This is a genomic window from Pseudomonas rossensis, from assembly GCF_039888995.1.
Lineage (GTDB): Bacteria > Pseudomonadota > Gammaproteobacteria > Pseudomonadales > Pseudomonadaceae > Aquipseudomonas > Aquipseudomonas rossensis.
This window is the reverse complement of sequence record NZ_JBBWCB010000047.1, coordinates 26,639-43,096: the sequence shown is the minus strand read 5'-3', so window position 1 is coordinate 43,096 and position 16,458 is coordinate 26,639. Positions and strand designations below refer to the sequence as shown.

Below are 16,458 nucleotides of genomic sequence, written 5' to 3'. Positions count from 1 at the left end.
AGGGATTGATCAATCGAAGTATGCTTTTTCATGGACTCGCCCTCGCTGTCGTTGGCTGATTAGACTGCCACCGTGGCGCATTGACGCCTCGGCTTGGGCGAGTCCATCCAATTACAGGGATCGTGTTTAGCCGCCGATGATTTTCATCACGGTCGCGCCACCAGAAAATGCCACTTCCTGCTTATCACCCAAGGCTTTCACCAAGAGCCTCTGCAAGGCGGGCAAAGCTTGATGACGGGGCTTGTCCAGCAGGTCGCCGACATAGTGGCGGTTGCTCGACGACAGGCAGCCATGCAGCCAGCCCGTGGAGGACAGACGCAGCCGCGAACAGGTGCGGCAGAATGGAACGCTTTCGTTGGCGATAACGCCGAAGTAGCCCTGCCCCGGAATTTCGTAACGCACGGCGGTGGCATCTACCGGCGCATCGGCCTGAAGGTATTCGTAGCGCTCACCGATCAGGCTGAGCAACTGCTGGAGGCTGACAAACTGTTGCAGGAAAGCATTGGAGTCGCTGGCCAGGTGGCCCATGCGCATCAACTCGATGAAACGAAGCTCATAGCCGCGCTCCAGACAGTAATCGAGTAGCGGCATCACCTGATCGAGGTTCTGCCCACGCAGCGGCACCATATTGACCTTGATCTTCAGGCCGGCGGCGCTGGCCTGATCCATACCGTCAAGCACTGTCGCCAGATCGCCGCCACGGGCAATGCTGCGAAAAGCGCTGGCATCCAGGGTATCGAGGGAAACGTTAATGCGACGAATGCCGGCGCCCACTAGCAGTGGCAGTTTCTTCGCCAGCAGCTGACCATTGGTGGTCAGGCTGATGTCCGCCAGGCCCATCTGCCCGACAGCGGTCATGAAAGTTTCGAGTTTGGGGCTGACCAGCGGCTCGCCGCCGGTGATGCGCAAACGCTCAATGCCCGCTGCTTCAATCAGATAGGCCACGCCACGCGCCATGGCCTCGGCCGACAATTCATCCTGCGCAGCCACCAACCGCTTGCCGTTGGGCACGCAGTAGGTACAAGCGTAATTGCAGGCTGAAGTCAGGCTGATTCGCAAATTGCGAAAACGCCTGCCTTGACGGTCAACGATCATGGATTACTCCGGCGGAAGAATATTCGGACCGCTAAAACTTGACTCACAAATCAAGTTTTAGCAAGTCCTATGCCTGAGTATATTCCTGCGGTACTGCACCACGTAGCGAAATCATGGCGCAATAAGGCAACTGAATGGTTCAGCTGCTCGGGGTGTCGGTATCGCGCTTGCGCTTGTTGCCCATGCGCACGCCGATGTCCATCAGGAACTGGAAGAAGCCTTCCTGATCTTCCAGCACATTGCTCCAGAACGGCGAGTGATACAGCGCCACGGCGCCGTGCACCAGCGCCCAGGATGCGCAGTAATGGAAGTAAGGCGGCACGTCTTCAAGTTTGCCTTCGCTGATCCGGCCTTTGATCAGCTGGGTCAGGCGTTCGAAGTTCGAGGCGCGAATCTTGTGCAGCTCCTCGACCATCTCCGGCACCTGATTGCCCTTGACCACCTTTTCTTCCAGGCGATCGAACAACCGATAGCGTTGAGGGTCGCGCATGCGGAATTCGAAGTAGGCCCGGGACAGGGCTTCCTTGTCCTTGTCGACATCGGCCGAATGCAACAGCTCGTTCAAATCGCGCTCGTAATCGAGCATAAGGCGCAGATAGATCTCAGCCTTGGATTTGAAGTGCTTGTAGATCGTGCCTTTGCCGATACCGACGGCATCAGCAATCATCTCGACGGTGACACTGTCTTCACCTTGATCGAGGAACAGCTTGAGCGCGGTATCGAGAATTTCTTGCTCGCGGCGACGAAACTCACGGACCTTACGAGGTTCTTTATGCATAAGAAAAGGTCTGTAGGGGTCAAAATTCGAAGCCGCGTATTATGCCTAACTTGCGCAAAAATGCACGGATCATCCGACCATATATGTGTTTCTTGATGAATTCCGGCAGCCTCGCAGATTAATGAGAACTCAACCGAAGCGCCCGTATTCCAAATTTGTTTAAAAACCGGCGCCAGTAAACTGGACTCGGCGCAATACTGATCAATACTTCAACTGTCGGCGGGACATCTCCCCCAAGTGTTGCGCCGATATAGGTACCAACGGACCGCGTGCCTTTGTTTTACTCCTAATGGTCTTAACCCGGATTCACCCCCCAGAACCCGGGTTTTTTTTGCCTGCGATTTAACCTTTCACATGGGCCAGCGGAAACAGCCGCTTGAAATTTTCGGTGGTTTGCTCGGCAAACCGCTCGTAGGGCTCACCTCGCAACATTGCCAGAAATTCCGCTACGTCGCGCACGTACTGCGGCAGGTTTGGCTTGCCGCGATGAGGGATCGGCGCCAGGTAAGGCGAGTCGGTTTCCACCAGCAATCGGTCAGCCGGCACTTTACTGGCCACATCACGCAGAGCGTCGGCATTGCGGAAAGTGACAATCCCGGACAAGGAAATGTAATACCCCATGTCCAGCGCCGCTTTGGCCATGTCCCAGTCTTCGGTGAAACAATGCAGCACGCCCGCCTGGGGCAGCGCTGCTTCACGCAGGAGGTTCAACGTATCGGTGCGGGCACCACGGGTGTGGATGATCACCGGTTTGCCCGTCTGCTGCGCCGCTTGCAGATGCAGGCGAAACGACTCCTGCTGCAACTTCGCTGCTTCCGGCTCGTAGTGGTAATCCAGACCGGTTTCACCGATCGCCACCACACGCGGGTGGTTGAGCTCGCGCAACAGCCAATCCAGTGCTGGTGCGGCGCCCGGTTGCACGTCAAGCGGATGCACGCCAACCGAACAGTCGACGTCGTCGTAACGTTCGGCCAGGGCTTTGACGTCGGCGGCGTTCTCGACGCTGACGCCGATACACAGAAAGTGCCCTACCCCGCGCAGACGGGCCGCATCAAGTGCAGCATCCAGGGAGCCGTCGTGGGCGGCGAGGTCGAGGCGATCAAGGTGGCAATGGGAATCTACGAGCATAAAAGGGCTGCAACTTACATCGTATGAGTGGGACGGTCGGACTTCAGGGCTCCGGCCAGATGGGTTTCGATTCGACTGCGCGCGGTATTGTCGCCATCGTTGAATTGTACGCCGACCCCGGCGGCCCGGTTGCCCTGCGCACCTTTGGGGGTGATCCAGGTGACCTTGCCGGCGACCGGAATCTTCTCCGGCTCGTCCATCAGGTTCAACAGCATGAATACCTCATCGCCCAACTTGTAACTCTTGTTGGTCGGGATAAACAGGCCACCGTTCTTGATGAACGGCATGTAGGCCGCGTAAAGCACGGACTTGTCCTTGATCGTCAGGGACAAAATGCCGTTGCGCGGTCCCGGATTGACGAGTTCATTCATGCTGACCTCCGTTGCTGATGACCAGAGTCTAGGCGCAGACGATCACTTCTGGGTAGGCAAACCCACCCATTGCACCAACAGCGCCTCCAGCAACAACACCCGATTGAGGTTGGCTTTGCTCATCACTTTCTGGCGCTGGGCGAGGATCCAGTCCTGAATGTTGAGGACTTTGTCCTGGCCGGCTTTCTGCGCCAGATACTGAATCACCTTGCGCATGTCCGTCAGTCCCAGGCCTTCTTCGTCCTGAGTCAGCTGATAGCGCAGGATCAGGCTCGACCAGTCGCAGAACCAGTCGAACAACAGTAACAGCGGAATCGCATTCCAGCCTTCGGCCAGTTGCGTTGGCGACTGTTGCTGCTTGAGCAACTTCTTCACGCCATCGACCACCAGCGCCCGCTGCTCGCGCACGCCCTGGGCCTGCAAGTTGACGGCGGCCAGTGGCGAACCGGCGGCCAAGGTCAACAACTCGATACGCTCTTCTTCCGAGCAGTCCGGCAAAGCTTTCGCCAGCCATGCAAGACTCATGGCTTCGCTCGGCAATGGACAAGCCTGCTGCACGCAGCGGCTCTTGATGGTCGGCAACAGACGACTGGTCTGGTGACTGACCAACAACAAAACGGTATCGCCGGAAGGTTCTTCAAGGCTTTTGAGCAAAGCGTTGGCGGCGTTGATGTTCATCGACTCGACCGGCTCGATCAGCACCACTTTGCGGCCGCCCATCTGCGCGGTCTGAACCACGAAGCTGACCAGATCACGAACCTGATCGACCTTGATCGCCTTATCGGCTTCTTCCGGTTCAAGAATGTAGTTGTCGGGGTGACTGCCGGCCTTGAGCAACAGACAGGATTTGCATTCGCCGCAAGCATCGTGGGCGGCGCTCGGACGCTGGCACAGCAAACTGGCCATCAAGCGCTCGGCCAGCGCGCGCTTGCCGATCCCGGCCGGGCCATGCAACAGATAGGCGTGAGCATGTTGCTTGCGACCTGCCAAATGCTGCCAGAGACTGTCCTGCCACGGATAGGCTTCAGCCACGGGTCAACTCCAGCAGACGCGGCAGCAAGGCGTCCAGTGCCTGCTGAACCTGCGCCAACGACTGGGCGGCATCGACCAGGACATAACGCGCAGGATCCGCTTCAGCACGCTTGAGGAAAGCACTGCGCACCGCATCAAAAAAGGTTCGGCCTTCGAGTTCGAAGCGATCCAGACGACCACGAGCGCTGGCGCGGGCCAGGCCCACTTCCACCGGCAGATCGAAAATCAACGTCAGGTCCGGGCGCAGATCGCCCTGGACGAAGGCTTCCAGCGTCGCGATGCGCTCCAGCGACAGGCCGCGACCGCCACCCTGATAGGCGTAGGTCGAATCGGTAAAGCGATCACACAGGACCACCGCACCGCGGGCCAGTGCCGGGCGAATCACCTCGGCCAGATGCTGGGCTCGCGCGGCGAACACCAACAGCAACTCGGTGTCGGGGTTCATGACTTCGTCAACCGGCGCCAGCAACACTTCGCGGATCCGCTCGGCCAACGGCGTGCCGCCTGGTTCGCGAGTCAGCACGACCTCGATACCAGCGGCGCGCAGGCGCTCGGCCAGGTATTCGCGATTGGTGCTCTTGCCGGCCCCTTCCGGGCCTTCCAGGGTAATAAACAAGCCAGTCACAGGCAGTCCTTAGTCAGAGTCATTGCGGGCTTTGCGGCGCGGTTGCATCCGGTTCGGGCGCGGGTGCGGCTGCGGGTTCTTGAGCGGGTTCTTGCACCGGCTCCGTTGATGGCGACGGGTCAGGCGCTTGCGGCTCTGGTGGCGCCGGCTGAGCAGGCTCTTGCGGCGGCACTTGCGGCAAAGCCTCGGGGACTGTGTCGGGCGAAGCAGCCGGAATCGGTGCCTGCTCATCCGTCGCCTCTGGCGCCGTGGTCGGCGCGGGGCTGGAGCGGTAGTCGGCACGGCGCCTGATCTGGAACTCACGTACAGCGTTATTGTGCGCGTCCAGATCATCGGAGAACACGTGGCTGCCATCACCACGAGCAACGAAATAGAGGCTATTGCCAGCCACCGGATTCAGCGCTGCATGAATCGCTTCGCGGCCAACCATGGCGATCGGGGTCGGCGGCAGTCCCGAAATCATGTAGGTGTTGTATGGCGTCGCTTCCTTGAGATGGGCGCGAGTCAATTTGCCGTTGTAACGATCACCGAGGCCGTAGATCACGGTCGGATCAGTCTGCAACAACATGCCCATTTCCATGCGCCGTACAAACACGCCAGCGATCTGCCCGCGCTCCTGCGGCACGCCGGTTTCCTTCTCCACCAGCGAGGCCATGATCAGCGCCTGATAGGGTTCGGTGTACGGCACATCAGCGGCGCGCTGGCTCCACTCCTTGGCAAGGACTTCGTCGAGGCGGTCGTAGGCTTTTTTCAGCAGCTCGACATCGGTCATGCCGCGCACGAAGCGATAGGTGTCAGGGAAGAATCGCCCTTCCGGAAAAATCCCGGTGTGGCCGAGTTTGTCCATCACCTCGCTATCACTCAAACCGTCGAGGGTCTTTTCGAGTTTTTCATCCTTGGCCAGAGCAGCGCGGACCTGATGGAAATTCCAGCCCTCGACCAGGGTCAGGCTGTACTGAACCATTTCCCCGCGTTTCCACAGGTCAATCAGCCCTTCGACGGTCATGCCAGGCTGCATGCGGTACTCGCCCTTGTGCAACGGTTGTTTGGCGAGATTGAAGCGCCAATACACCCGCAGCCAGAAAGCATCCTTGATGACGCCATCGGCTTCGAGTCGATAGAAGGTGCGGGTCGGTGTCGTGCCTTTTGGCACTTCCAGCAGCTCTTCCTGAGTGATGTTCAGCGGCTGTTCCAGCGCCGAATGGATTTTCCAGGCGGAAGCGCCCAGACACAGCCCTGCCAGAACCAATCCGGTTTCCAGCAGCAGCAAGAATTTACGTCTCACGTATCAAACATCCAGTAGCGCGCGGGCAATGGTTTGGAGTTTACGGGTGAGCGGACCAACCGGCCAGCTCAGTGCGGCATAGGCGCGCACCGGCCAAACGCCATACACGCTGTTGCAGACAAATACTTCATCAGCCCATTGCAGCTGATCGAGGGTGATGTCGATGATTTGCGTGGGAATCCCCAATGACTCGGCTTGAAACAATAATTCGGCACGCATCACGCCGGCAACGCCACAGCGCTTCAAATCAGCCGTGATCAGTACGCCATCGCGAATCAGGAACAAATTGCTGAACACGCCTTCAATGACGCGCCCGGCCTGATCGAGCATTAAGCCTTCGGCATGATCGGTGTCTTGCCATTCGGAGCGGGCGATGACCTGCTCAAGACGGTTCAGGTGTTTGAGACCGGCGAGCAGAGGCTGCCTGGAAAGCCGCGTCGCACAGGGGAACAGGCGAACGCCCTGCTCCGCATTGGCAGCAGGATAAACGGCAGGAGGGTTGCCCAGCATGATGCGGCGCGCCTGAGCCGAAGGATCGGGCGCATAACCGCGCGCGCTTTCGCCACGCGTGACGATGAGTTTGAGCACACCTTCGCCCAACACTTGGGCATAGGTCAGTAACTCTGTGCAGACAGCCGCATGATCGAGATTAATTGCCAACCGCTGGCAACCTTTGACCAAACGCAGCAGATGCCGATCCAGCAACACCGGAGCGCCGTTGCGCACGGCAATGGTCTCGAACAGACCATCACCGTAAGCCAGGCCGCGATCCTTCAGCGACAAAGCGTCAGCCGGCTGACCGTCGACCCAGCTGTCCATCAGTCAGCGAACCGGCGGAACACCAGCGAGCCGTTGGTACCGCCAAACCCGAAGGAGTTGGAAAGCACCACATCGATATCCATATTGCGCGCGGTATGCGGTACGAAATCGAGGTCGCAACCTTCGTCCGGCTCATCAAGGTTGATGGTCGGCGGCGCTACCTGACTGTTGATCGCCAGCACACTGAAGATCGCCTCGACCGCGCCCGCCGCACCCAGCAGGTGACCGGTCATGGACTTGGTCGAACTGACCGCCAGCTTGTAAGCGTGATCGCCGAATACCGACTTGATCGCACAGGCTTCGGCAAGGTCGCCGGCCGACGTCGAGGTGCCGTGGGCGTTGACGTACTGAACCTGATCGCCATTGATCTTGGCATCGCGCAAGGCATTGGTGATGCAACGTGCAGCACCTGCACCATCCGCCGGTGGCGAAGTCATGTGGTAGGCATCGCCACTGGTGCCAAAGCCGATCAGCTCGGCATAGATCGTCGCACCACGGGCCTTGGCGTGTTCCAGCTCTTCCAGAACCAGAGCGCCGGCACCGTCGGACAGTACGAAGCCATCACGGCCCTTGTCCCATGGACGGCTGGCGCGGGTCGGTTCGTCGTTACGGGTCGACAGTGCTCGGGAGGCACCGAAGCCGCCCATGCCCAGACCGCAAGCTGCCATTTCAGCGCCGCCGGCAATCATCACGTCGGCTTCGTCGTACATGATGTTGCGTGCCGCCATGCCGATGCAGTGCGTACCGGTGGTACACGCGGTGGCGATGGCGTAGTTAGGTCCCTGTGCGCCCAGATGGATGGACAGGAAACCGGAAATCATATTGATGATCGAGCCAGGCACGAAAAACGGAGAAATCCGTCGTGGGCCGGAATCATGCAGCGTGCGGCTGGTTTCTTCGATATTGGTCAGTCCGCCAATACCCGAACCCATGGCCACGCCGATGCGCTCGCGGTTGGCGTCGGTAACTTCCAGACCGGCGTTACGAACTGCCTGAAAACCTGCGGCCAGACCGTATTGAATGAACAGGTCGAGCTTGCGAGCTTCCTTGACCGACAGGTATTCCTCGACATTGAAGCCCTTTACCGAGCCGCCAAAACGGGTGGAATAGGCAGAAAGGTCGGTGTGTTCGATCAGACCAATGCCACTGCGGCCAGCCAGAATGCCCTGCCAACTGCTCGGCACATCCGTGCCCAGTGGCGACAACATACCCATACCGGTGACTACGACGCGTCTACGCGACACAGCACTCTCCTTTTTCAAATGACGACTTTGCATCGGGCCTAAAGAAAAAACCGCACGCCGTGATGGCAGTGCGGTTTTTCCATGACAGCAAGCAACGATTACAAGCTATTAAGCCTGGTGGTTAGTAACGTAATCGATTGCGGCTTGTACAGTAGTGATCTTCTCAGCTTCTTCGTCAGGGATTTCGGTCTCGAATTCCTCTTCCAGAGCCATCACCAGCTCAACGGTGTCAAGGGAGTCGGCACCCAGGTCTTCAACGAAGGAAGCAGTGTTGACCACTTCTTCTTCTTTAACGCCCAGTTGCTCAGCAACGATTTTCTTGACGCGCTCTTCGATGGTGCTCATACCTTGTTTTCACTCCTAATGGACAAATTCAGGCAGCTGGCCAGTGGGTAAGTGTATAGAAAGACTTTTCAGTTTTTCAACTGAAAGCTTCACTCCTCAAACCCGACGACCCTCTGCCTATAAATAGATTGCAGCTTTATAACGGATTTTAGACAGCTCGTATGACATTTTTTTGAAGCAACCCGTCACATTTAACTCATGTACATCCCGCCGTTCACCGGGATTGTAGCCCCAGTAACGTAAGCCGCACCGTCGGATGCAAGAAAAGCGACCACAGACGCGATCTCTTGAGCTTGCCCCAGACGGCCCAGCGGAATCTGCGTCTGCAAGGCTTCACGCTGTGCCTCGGGCAGTTCGCGGGTCATATCGGTGTCGATGAACCCAGGGGCCACCGAGTTTACCGTAATCGAACGCGAACCGACTTCACGCGCCAGCGAACGGCTGAAACCTTCCAGACCGGCCTTGGCGGCTGCGTAGTTTACTTGGCCTGCGTTGCCCATGGCACCCACAACCGAGCCAATACTGATAATTCGTCCCCAACGGGCTTTGGTCATACCGCGCAAAACGCCCTTGGACAGGCGGAACAGACTGTTCAGGTTGGTATCGACGACGTCATGCCATTCCTCATTTTTCATGCGCATCATCAGATTATCGCGGGTGATACCGGCATTGTTGACCAGGATCGCCGGCGCACCGAACTGCTCCTGGATGCTCGCCAGCACTGCCGCAACAGATTCGTCGCTGGTGACATTGAGTTCCAGGCCAGTGCCTTGAATCCCGTTTTCCTTCAGGGTTGCCGCAATGCGTTCGGCACCCGAGGCAGACGTCGCGGTACCGATAACGATGGCGCCCTGACGGCCCAGTTCCAGGGCGATAGCCTGGCCGATACCGCGGCTTGCGCCAGTGACCAGTGCAACTTTACCTTGCAGACTCATGCAGGCTTCTCCTGATTCAGGCCAACGCTGCGCGGGCGGCAGCGAAGGCGTCGGGGGTATTGAGGTTGGATGTCGACACGCCTTCGGCGCAACGCTTGTTCAGGCCCGCCAGCACTTTACCTGGGCCGCATTCGACCAACTGGGTAGCACCTTTGGCGGCCAGCGCCTGAACCGATTCGACCCAGCGTACAGGCTTGTAAAGCTGCTCAAGCAGATCGCGCTTGAGGGTCTCCAGATCGGCCGGCACATTGGCGCTGACGTTCTGAACCACTGGAATCTGCGGCGCCTGCCAATCGATCGCTGCGATCGACTCGGCGAAACGCTCGGCCGCCGGACGCATCAGATCGCAATGGGACGGCACGCTGACCGGCAACGGCATGGCGCGCTTGGCACCACGGGCCTTGCAGCCTTCGATGGCACGCTCGACCGCTGCCTTGGCACCGGCGATGACCACTTGGCCAGGGGAGTTGAAGTTGACTGCACTGACCACTTCGCCTTGTGCCGCTTCGGCACAGGCTGCCAGCACATCAGCATCGTCCAGACCGAGAATGGCGGCCATGCCACCTTGCCCGGCCGGAACGGCTTCCTGCATCAACTGACCACGGCGCTCTACCAACTTGACGGCGTCGCCCAGGCTCAGGCTGCCCGCAGCGACCAGAGCGCTGTATTCGCCCAGGCTGTGACCGGCAACATAAGCCGGACGCGCACCGCCTTCAGCCAGCCACAGACGCCACAAGGCAATCGAGGCGGTCAGAATGGCCGGCTGGGTTTTATCGGTTTGATTGAGTTGCTCTTCCGGCCCTTGCTGGGTCAGTGCCCACAGGTCGTAACCCAGAGCATCGGAAGCTTCTTTGAATGTTTCGAGGACAACCGGATGTTGCGCGCCCAACTCGGCCAGCATGCCGAGGGACTGCGAACCCTGTCCCGGAAAGACGAATGCGAGGGAAGCAGACATGTAACAAGCCCCTAATGATCTTGTCGTCGGAGAATTGACGTCCCGCTTGGGGGACGCAAGAAACTGACAGTTGGATGGCAAATTGAACTGAGCGGTCACATTTAAGCATTGTCCGACGAAAACGCCTAAAGCAACAAATCCTCCAGGCGACCATGAATACGTTCCGGCAGGTTTTCCTGAATCTCGATCAAGGCGCGCTGAATCGCACTCTGGAAGCCCTGAACCCCCGCCGAACCATGGCTTTTCACCACAATCCCCTGCAACCCGAGGAAGCTTGCGCCGTTATGCCGAGCAGGCGCCAGATCGGCTTGCAAGCGCTTCATCAGCGGCAGGGCCAGAGCACCGACCACTTTAGACGCGAGGTTTTTCTTGAACAAGGCTTCGATGCGCCCGGCAATCATGGTCGCCAGGCCTTCGCTGGATTTGAGCAGGATATTGCCGACAAAACCGTCACATACCACCACATCCGCCTCACCACGGTACACACCGTCACCTTCGACAAAACCGATGTAATTGATGCCACGAGCACTCTGCAACAAGGTGGCCGCCAGCTTTACCTGCTGATTGCCCTTGATGTCTTCAGTACCGATGTTCAGCAGCGCCACGCGCGGACGAACGATGCCCAGGGTTTCCGCCGCCACCGACCCCATCACAGCGAACTGCAACAGATGCTCGGCGCTGCAATCGACATTGGCGCCCAGGTCGAGCAACTGGCAATAACCCTTCTGCGTCGGAATCGCCGCCACCATCGCCGGCCGATCAATGCCCGGCAAGGTCTTGAGCACAAACCGCGACAACGCCATCAGCGCACCAGTATTGCCGGCACTGACACAGGCCTGCACCTTGCCGTCTCGCAGCAACTCGAGCGCCACGCGCATCGACGAGTCGGGCTTGCCGCGCAGAGCCTGTGCAGGTTTTTCGTCCATGGCGATGACTTCGGACGCCGGCGCGATCGACAGACGCGAGCGATCCACAGCCGACTGGCCAGAGAGCAATTCTTCAAGAAGGGAGGGTTGACCGACGAGGGTCAGGTGTAGCGAGGGCGTAGCAGACAGACAAGCAAGACTGGCCTGAACAATGCTGCGGGGACCGAAGTCCCCGCCCATTGCGTCAATCGCGATGACTTGAGCAGACAAGTGATTACTCGTCAGCGCCCTTGTCGATCACTTTACGGCCACGGTATACGCCTTCTGGCGATACGTGGTGACGCAGGTGAATTTCACCGGTGGTTTTTTCTACAGACAGAGTGCTTGCCGTCAGGGCGTCGTGCGAACGACGCATGTCACGGGCAGAGCGGGATTTTTTGTTCTGCTGAACAGCCATAATTGATTAACTCCTAAACGTTTGGGTCACGCTTTAACTGCGCCAATACACTGAACGGGTTGGACCGCGTTACCTCGTCCTCGCTCGGTTCGGGCTCATCGAGACCCGCCGGCTGCTGGCATTCTTCCGGATGATGAGCAGGCACAATGGGCAAGGCGAGCAGAAGCTCCTCCTCGATCAGTGACTGCAGATCCAAAGGATCTTCGCCCAGTTCCAGCACGTCATAACCTTTCGGCAACGACTGGGTATTCGCACCCTCCTTCACCACAGCATAACTGCATTCGCTATGGATCGGCAGGGTGACCAGCTCAAGACAACGCTGGCAAACCATTTTGACTTCGGTGTCGATAAAACTGTGGATTACCACAGACTTACGTTCATCTCGTTCAAAAACGAATTTAGCCTGCACCGTACCGACAGTATCGGAAAGCGGGTCGCAGAGTCTCTCCAAATCGGCCAGCAGCAGTTCACCTTGAAGGGTGGTGCCACGATCAGCCAATTTGCGCGGGTCAACGTGAGGTGGAATCGGGTCATTCAACATAGGCGCAGCATTATAGGGATGCCCCCAGCCATGTCAAAGGAAATTCAGCCTTGTCCGTCACTTGGAAGCCTCGCTAGAATTCGCGCCTGTCTTCTGGAGATGCGCATGCTGCCTTTATTACTCGCTTCTAGCTCGGTTTATCGCCGGGAATTGCTGGCCCGCTTGCAGCTGCCGTTTTCCTGCAGCTCACCGGATATTGACGAAAGCCATCGTCCCGACGAGTCAGCCATCGAGCTGGTCAAGCGCCTCGCCGAGGAAAAAGCACGCGCGCTGGCCAGCAGCCACCCCGCTCACCTGATCATCGGCTCCGATCAGGTCGCCGTACTTGGCGATCGGATCATCGGCAAACCCCACACCTTCGAAAAGGCCCGCGAACAATTGCTGGCCTCGAGCGGTGCCAGCGTGACCTTCCTTACCGGCCTGGCTCTGCTCAACAGCCAGACCGGCGATTGCCAGGTCGACTGCGTGCCGTTCACCGTGCACATGCGCACACTCGACACCGCACGCATCGAACGCTACCTGCGCGCCGAACAGCCCTACGACTGCGCTGGCAGCTTCAAAGCCGAAGGTTTGGGGGTGAGCCTGTTTCAAAGCACCGAGGGCCCTGACGCCACCAGCCTGATCGGCCTGCCGCTGATCCGCCTGATCGACATGCTGCTCGCAGAAGGCGTGCAGATACCTTAAAAGTCAAAAGATCGCAGCCTCGTTTCACTCGACAGCCCCTACATTGAAATGCGTATCCCTTGTAGGAGCTGTCGAGTGAAACGAGGCTGCGATCTTTTGACGTTAAAAAAAACCGGCAAAAAGCCGGTTTTTTTATGCAGCAAGAAGATCAGCGCAACGAAGGCCCCTGGAAGCCCATCCACATCGCCAGATGCTCAGCCACGCTGGCACCGAGCTTTTTCGAGAAGCGATCGAAAGGCGATTCCTGAACGGTGAAATCCACCAACTCTTTCTCGCCGATCACGTCACGCGCCACCGAACTGGCATTTCCCAGACCATCGATCAGACCCAGCGGCAGCGCCTGCTCGCCCGACCAGACCAACCCGGAGAACAACTCCGGATGCTCCTTGTCCTTGAGGCGGTCGCCACGGCCTTTCTTGACGCTGCTGATGAATTGCTGATGAGTGGTATCGAGCACACCCTGCCAGAACTGAGTTTCTTCAGGCTTCTGCGGCTGGAACGGATCGAGGAACGATTTGTGCTCGCCGGAGGTGTAAGTGCGACGCTCGACACCCAGCTTCTCCATCGTCCCGACAAAGCCATAACCGGCCGCCGTCACACCAATGGAACCCACCAGGCTCGCCTTGTCGGCGTAGATCTGATCCGCCGCACTGGCGATGTAGTAAGCACCCGAAGCGCCCAAATCCGAGATCACCGCGTAAAGTTTGGTGTCCGGATGCAGGCCGCGCAAACGGCGGATCTCGTCATAGACGTAGCCCGATTGCACCGGACTGCCGCCCGGACTGTTGATTCGCAGGATGACACCTTTGACCTTCTCGTCCTCGAACGCTGCACGCAGGCTGCCGACGATGTTGTCAGCGCTGGCAGGCTCCTTGTCGGCGATCATGCCAGTCACGTCGATCAGCGCGGTGTAGTTGCCACTGCGGGTGGCGGCTTTTTCCATGTCCATCAGCGGCGTGAACAGGACCAGCGCACCCAACAGGTACACAAAGGTCAGCAGCTTGAAGAAAATCCCCCAGCGACGGGACCGGCGCTGCTCCTGCACGCCGGCCAGCAGGGTCTTTTCCAGCAGCTTCCAGCTTTTCTCGTCACCGCTCTCTGCGCTCGCCTTGGCGGGCGCTTTCCATTCGTCGGTCATGACATCTACCCCAGCAAAAACCTATTAAGCCCGCTGACTCAGCCAGGCATGCAATTCTGAAAAACGATCAATGGCCAGTGCCGGCTCGAATAATTTCAACGCTTCGATCGATTGAGCGCCATAGCTGACTGCCACCGAATCCATGCCGGCGTTGCGCGCCATCTGCAAGTCAAAGGACGAATCGCCCACCATCAGCGCCTGCTCCGGGCGAACGTCGCAGTGAGCGAGGATCTGCTCGAGCATCAGCGGATGGGGTTTGCTGGCGGTTTCGTCGGCCGCGCGAGTGATATCGAAATAATCTTCCCAGCCGTGCGCCTTCAGCACCCGATCCAGCCCGCGACGGGCCTTGCCGGTCGCGACCGCCAAGTGATAACCCTCGGCACGAAACGCTTCCATCGACTCGACCACACCCTCGAACAACGGCGAAGGAACAGCCTCAGAGGCGATGTAGTGCTCAGCATAGTGCTGACGGAAGGTTACCAATTCGTCGTCGCCGATTTCCGGATACAACGTACGAATCGCTTCCGGCAAGCCCAGACCGATGATGCCCTTGACGGCAAAATCATCACGCAACTGAAATCCGGAGCGCTCGGACGCGACATGCATGGCCTCGACAATCCGACCAATGGAGTCGGCGAGAGTGCCGTCCCAATCGAAAATCAGCAGCTTGTAATCAGATGGGTGCACTCAGGCGCTCCACGGTTTTGGCCCACATCTCGTCGACTGGCGCCTGCAACTTCAGCTCACCACCATCCGGCAGCGGCACGGTCAACATGTAGGCGTGCAGGAACAGGCGTTTTCCGCCTAGGTCACGAATCTCTTTGCTGAAGCCTTCATCGCCATACTTGGTATCGCCGGCAATGCAATGTCCGGCGTGCAAGGTGTGGACGCGGATCTGGTGAGTCCGGCCGGTAATCGGTTTGGCTTCGATCAGGGTGGCAAAGTCGCCAAAACGACGCAGGACCTTAAACACGGTCACGGACTCCTTACCCTCCTCCTCGTCGACCTCGACCATACGCTCGCCGGAGCGCAGATTGCTCTTGCCGAGCGACGCTCGGACTTGCTTGATCGAGGCCGCCCAGTTGCCGCGAACCAGCGCCATGTAGCGCTTATCGACGCCATCGCCGCGCAATGCCGTGTGCAAGTGACGCAGCATGCTGCGCTTCTTGGCGATCATCAGCAGGCCGGAGGTGTCACGGTCGAGACGATGAACCAGTTCGAGCTCCTTGCAATCGGGACGCAACTGACGAAAGGCTTCGATCACCCCGTAAGTCAAGCCGCTGCCACCGTGAACCGCGATGCCGCAAGGCTTGTTGATCACGATCAACGCCTTGTCCTCGAACACAATCGAGGCTTCGAGGCGCTGCAGCAGGCCTTGTGCCAGCGGCACCGGCTCGTCGCGCTCAGGCACGCGAACCGGCGGCACGCGCACGATATCGCCCGCCTGCAGTTTGTATTCGGGCTTGATCCGACCTTTGTTCACCCGCACTTCGCCTTTGCGCAAAATGCGGTAAATCAAGGTCTTGGGCACGCCTTTGAGCCGAGCGAGAAGGAAGTTATCAATACGTTGGCCGGCATATTCCGGCGAGACCTCCAGCAGTTGTACGGCTGGGGTCGAAGGGGCAGTAGTTGTCATGGCGCGGATGATAACAATTTTTTATGGAATTGAAGCACTTAATCATTGCTGCTATAGTCGCGAACGCCGCCAAAAGTGGCCTGGACAGCGGACTAACGGTCAAAAACCGGCCCTGACCAACGCAATTCACGAGGACGAGAGGCCGTCCTACGGGGCTTTCGCTACGAAACGGTAGAGTTTGCAGTTGTAACGAGCGCAGGTGACATGAGGCCTGAAGCATGCCGCAAAGCAGAGTTTTCACTCGCCTTGCGAGCAAATATTCACGGCCAGTTCACAAAGTGCAGTCAGCTACGAACAACCCCGAGCGAACGCTTCGGAAACAACGCCTAAATTAGCCATGATGCGTGACCTCCCCTTTCGGAGCTCACGGTAAATGCCAACCCGCTGCGGATTCTGCGCGCGGCAGCACCCGAATTATCAGGGATACGTGTAGGGTGGAGATGCACAACCGCTGGACTGTGTAGCAATAGGCTTTATCAAGACGCTTCATCTCGTCCACAGCCGCTGGTTGATTCCTCCTCCTG

19 protein-coding genes are annotated in these 16,458 nt (G+C 58.4%); 1 reads left to right on the top strand and 18 read right to left on the bottom strand.

The features are described from left to right. Positions 1-126 precede the first annotated feature (126 nt). The 15 genes from WLY71_RS14815 to WLY71_RS14745 form a co-directional block, all read right to left on the bottom strand. The gene (locus WLY71_RS14815; RefSeq protein ID WP_347804137.1) at positions 127-1,095 is read right to left on the bottom strand and encodes a GTP 3',8-cyclase MoaA; all 969 of its coding nucleotides are present in this window, start codon (positions 1,093-1,095) and stop codon (positions 127-129) included. A gap of 139 nt (positions 1,096-1,234) precedes the next feature. Further along, on the bottom strand, positions 1,235-1,873 hold the full coding sequence (locus WLY71_RS14810) for a TetR/AcrR family transcriptional regulator (protein WP_095132065.1): 639 nt from the start codon (positions 1,871-1,873) through the stop codon (positions 1,235-1,237). Positions 1,874-2,215: 342 nt separating this feature from the next. After that, positions 2,216-3,001, bottom strand: coding sequence for a TatD family hydrolase (locus WLY71_RS14805; RefSeq protein ID WP_347804136.1), 786 nt, complete (start codon positions 2,999-3,001; stop codon positions 2,216-2,218). 14 nt (positions 3,002-3,015) lie between these two features. Next, the gene (locus WLY71_RS14800) at positions 3,016-3,372 is read right to left on the bottom strand and encodes a PilZ domain-containing protein (protein ID WP_033056958.1); all 357 of its coding nucleotides are present in this window, start codon (positions 3,370-3,372) and stop codon (positions 3,016-3,018) included. Positions 3,373-3,414: 42 nt separating this feature from the next. After that, the gene (locus WLY71_RS14795) at positions 3,415-4,404 is read right to left on the bottom strand and encodes a DNA polymerase III subunit delta' (RefSeq protein WP_347804135.1); all 990 of its coding nucleotides are present in this window, start codon (positions 4,402-4,404) and stop codon (positions 3,415-3,417) included. Continuing rightward, positions 4,397-5,029, bottom strand: coding sequence for a dTMP kinase (gene tmk, locus WLY71_RS14790; RefSeq protein ID WP_347804134.1), 633 nt, complete (start codon positions 5,027-5,029; stop codon positions 4,397-4,399). Before tmk ends, WLY71_RS14795 begins: the two co-directional genes overlap by 8 nt. 19 nt (positions 5,030-5,048) lie before the next feature. Further along, positions 5,049-6,314, bottom strand: a complete 1,266-nt coding sequence (gene mltG, locus WLY71_RS14785) for an endolytic transglycosylase MltG (RefSeq protein WP_347804133.1) — start codon at positions 6,312-6,314, stop codon at positions 5,049-5,051. Between the two features lie 3 nt (positions 6,315-6,317). Then, on the bottom strand, positions 6,318-7,133 hold the full coding sequence (gene pabC, locus WLY71_RS14780; protein ID WP_347804132.1) for an aminodeoxychorismate lyase: 816 nt from the start codon (positions 7,131-7,133) through the stop codon (positions 6,318-6,320). Further along, positions 7,133-8,377, bottom strand: a complete 1,245-nt coding sequence (fabF, locus tag WLY71_RS14775) for a beta-ketoacyl-ACP synthase II (protein ID WP_095132060.1) — start codon at positions 8,375-8,377, stop codon at positions 7,133-7,135. Before fabF ends, pabC begins: the two co-directional genes overlap by 1 nt. Positions 8,378-8,485: 108 nt before the next feature. After that, entirely contained in the window at positions 8,486-8,722 is a 237-nt protein-coding gene (acpP, locus tag WLY71_RS14770; protein WP_003442511.1) for an acyl carrier protein, read from the bottom strand. A gap of 191 nt (positions 8,723-8,913) precedes the next feature. Further along, positions 8,914-9,657: a 3-oxoacyl-ACP reductase FabG gene (gene fabG / locus WLY71_RS14765; RefSeq protein ID WP_347804131.1), complete on the bottom strand. Its 744-nt coding sequence runs from the start codon at positions 9,655-9,657 to the stop codon at positions 8,914-8,916. Between the two features lie 16 nt (positions 9,658-9,673). Next, positions 9,674-10,612, bottom strand: coding sequence for an ACP S-malonyltransferase (gene fabD / locus WLY71_RS14760; RefSeq protein WP_347804130.1), 939 nt, complete (start codon positions 10,610-10,612; stop codon positions 9,674-9,676). Between the two features lie 125 nt (positions 10,613-10,737). Then, positions 10,738-11,748 carry a phosphate acyltransferase PlsX gene (gene plsX, locus WLY71_RS14755; protein WP_347804129.1) on the bottom strand — a complete coding sequence of 337 codons (1,011 nt, stop codon included), beginning with the start codon at positions 11,746-11,748 and terminating at the stop codon, positions 10,738-10,740. Positions 11,749-11,752: 4 nt separating this feature from the next. Next, on the bottom strand, positions 11,753-11,935 hold the full coding sequence (gene rpmF, locus WLY71_RS14750) for a 50S ribosomal protein L32 (protein WP_008152339.1): 183 nt from the start codon (positions 11,933-11,935) through the stop codon (positions 11,753-11,755). A gap of 13 nt (positions 11,936-11,948) precedes the next feature. Further along, a complete protein-coding gene (locus tag WLY71_RS14745) occupies positions 11,949-12,476 on the bottom strand; it encodes a YceD family protein (protein ID WP_004371317.1) in 528 nt (175 codons plus the stop codon). A 105-nt stretch (positions 12,477-12,581) separates the two neighbouring features. Here WLY71_RS14745 and WLY71_RS14740 point away from each other — a divergent pair, with 105 nt between their 5' ends. After that, positions 12,582-13,160 carry a Maf family protein gene (locus tag WLY71_RS14740; RefSeq protein ID WP_347804128.1) on the top strand — a complete coding sequence of 193 codons (579 nt, stop codon included), beginning with the start codon at positions 12,582-12,584 and terminating at the stop codon, positions 13,158-13,160. A gap of 148 nt (positions 13,161-13,308) precedes the next feature. Here WLY71_RS14740 and WLY71_RS14735 read toward each other — a convergent pair whose 3' ends face one another. Genes WLY71_RS14735 through rluC form a run of 3 tightly spaced genes read right to left on the bottom strand, consistent with a single transcriptional unit; the run spans position 13,309 to position 15,934 of the window. Further along, positions 13,309-14,298: a S49 family peptidase gene (locus WLY71_RS14735; RefSeq protein ID WP_347804127.1), complete on the bottom strand. Its 990-nt coding sequence runs from the start codon at positions 14,296-14,298 to the stop codon at positions 13,309-13,311. A 24-nt stretch (positions 14,299-14,322) separates the two neighbouring features. Next, the gene (locus tag WLY71_RS14730; protein WP_347804126.1) at positions 14,323-14,985 is read right to left on the bottom strand and encodes an HAD-IA family hydrolase; all 663 of its coding nucleotides are present in this window, start codon (positions 14,983-14,985) and stop codon (positions 14,323-14,325) included. Further along, positions 14,972-15,934, bottom strand: coding sequence for a 23S rRNA pseudouridine(955/2504/2580) synthase RluC (gene rluC, locus WLY71_RS14725; RefSeq protein WP_046049069.1), 963 nt, complete (start codon positions 15,932-15,934; stop codon positions 14,972-14,974). The genes WLY71_RS14730 and rluC overlap by 14 nt, the downstream gene beginning before the upstream one ends. Positions 15,935-16,458: the final 524 nt, after the last annotated feature.

Coding starts and splice junctions, on each gene's coding strand:
- WLY71_RS14815 (WP_347804137.1), bottom strand. CDS start 1,095: ATGATCGTTGACCGTCAAGGCAGGCGTTTTCGCAATTTGCGAATCAGC.
- WLY71_RS14810 (WP_095132065.1), bottom strand. CDS start 1,873: ATGCATAAAGAACCTCGTAAGGTCCGTGAGTTTCGTCGCCGCGAGCAA.
- WLY71_RS14805 (WP_347804136.1), bottom strand. CDS start 3,001: ATGCTCGTAGATTCCCATTGCCACCTTGATCGCCTCGACCTCGCCGCC.
- WLY71_RS14800 (WP_033056958.1), bottom strand. CDS start 3,372: ATGAATGAACTCGTCAATCCGGGACCGCGCAACGGCATTTTGTCCCTG.
- pabC (WP_347804132.1), bottom strand. CDS start 7,133: ATGGACAGCTGGGTCGACGGTCAGCCGGCTGACGCTTTGTCGCTGAAG.
- acpP (WP_003442511.1), bottom strand. CDS start 8,722: ATGAGCACCATCGAAGAGCGCGTCAAGAAAATCGTTGCTGAGCAACTG.
- fabG (WP_347804131.1), bottom strand. CDS start 9,657: ATGAGTCTGCAAGGTAAAGTTGCACTGGTCACTGGCGCAAGCCGCGGT.
- fabD (WP_347804130.1), bottom strand. CDS start 10,612: ATGTCTGCTTCCCTCGCATTCGTCTTTCCGGGACAGGGTTCGCAGTCC.
- rpmF (WP_008152339.1), bottom strand. CDS start 11,935: ATGGCTGTTCAGCAGAACAAAAAATCCCGCTCTGCCCGTGACATGCGT.
- WLY71_RS14745 (WP_004371317.1), bottom strand. CDS start 12,476: ATGTTGAATGACCCGATTCCACCTCACGTTGACCCGCGCAAATTGGCT.
- WLY71_RS14740 (WP_347804128.1), top strand. CDS start 12,582: ATGCTGCCTTTATTACTCGCTTCTAGCTCGGTTTATCGCCGGGAATTG.
- WLY71_RS14735 (WP_347804127.1), bottom strand. CDS start 14,298: ATGACCGACGAATGGAAAGCGCCCGCCAAGGCGAGCGCAGAGAGCGGT.
- rluC (WP_046049069.1), bottom strand. CDS start 15,934: ATGACAACTACTGCCCCTTCGACCCCAGCCGTACAACTGCTGGAGGTC.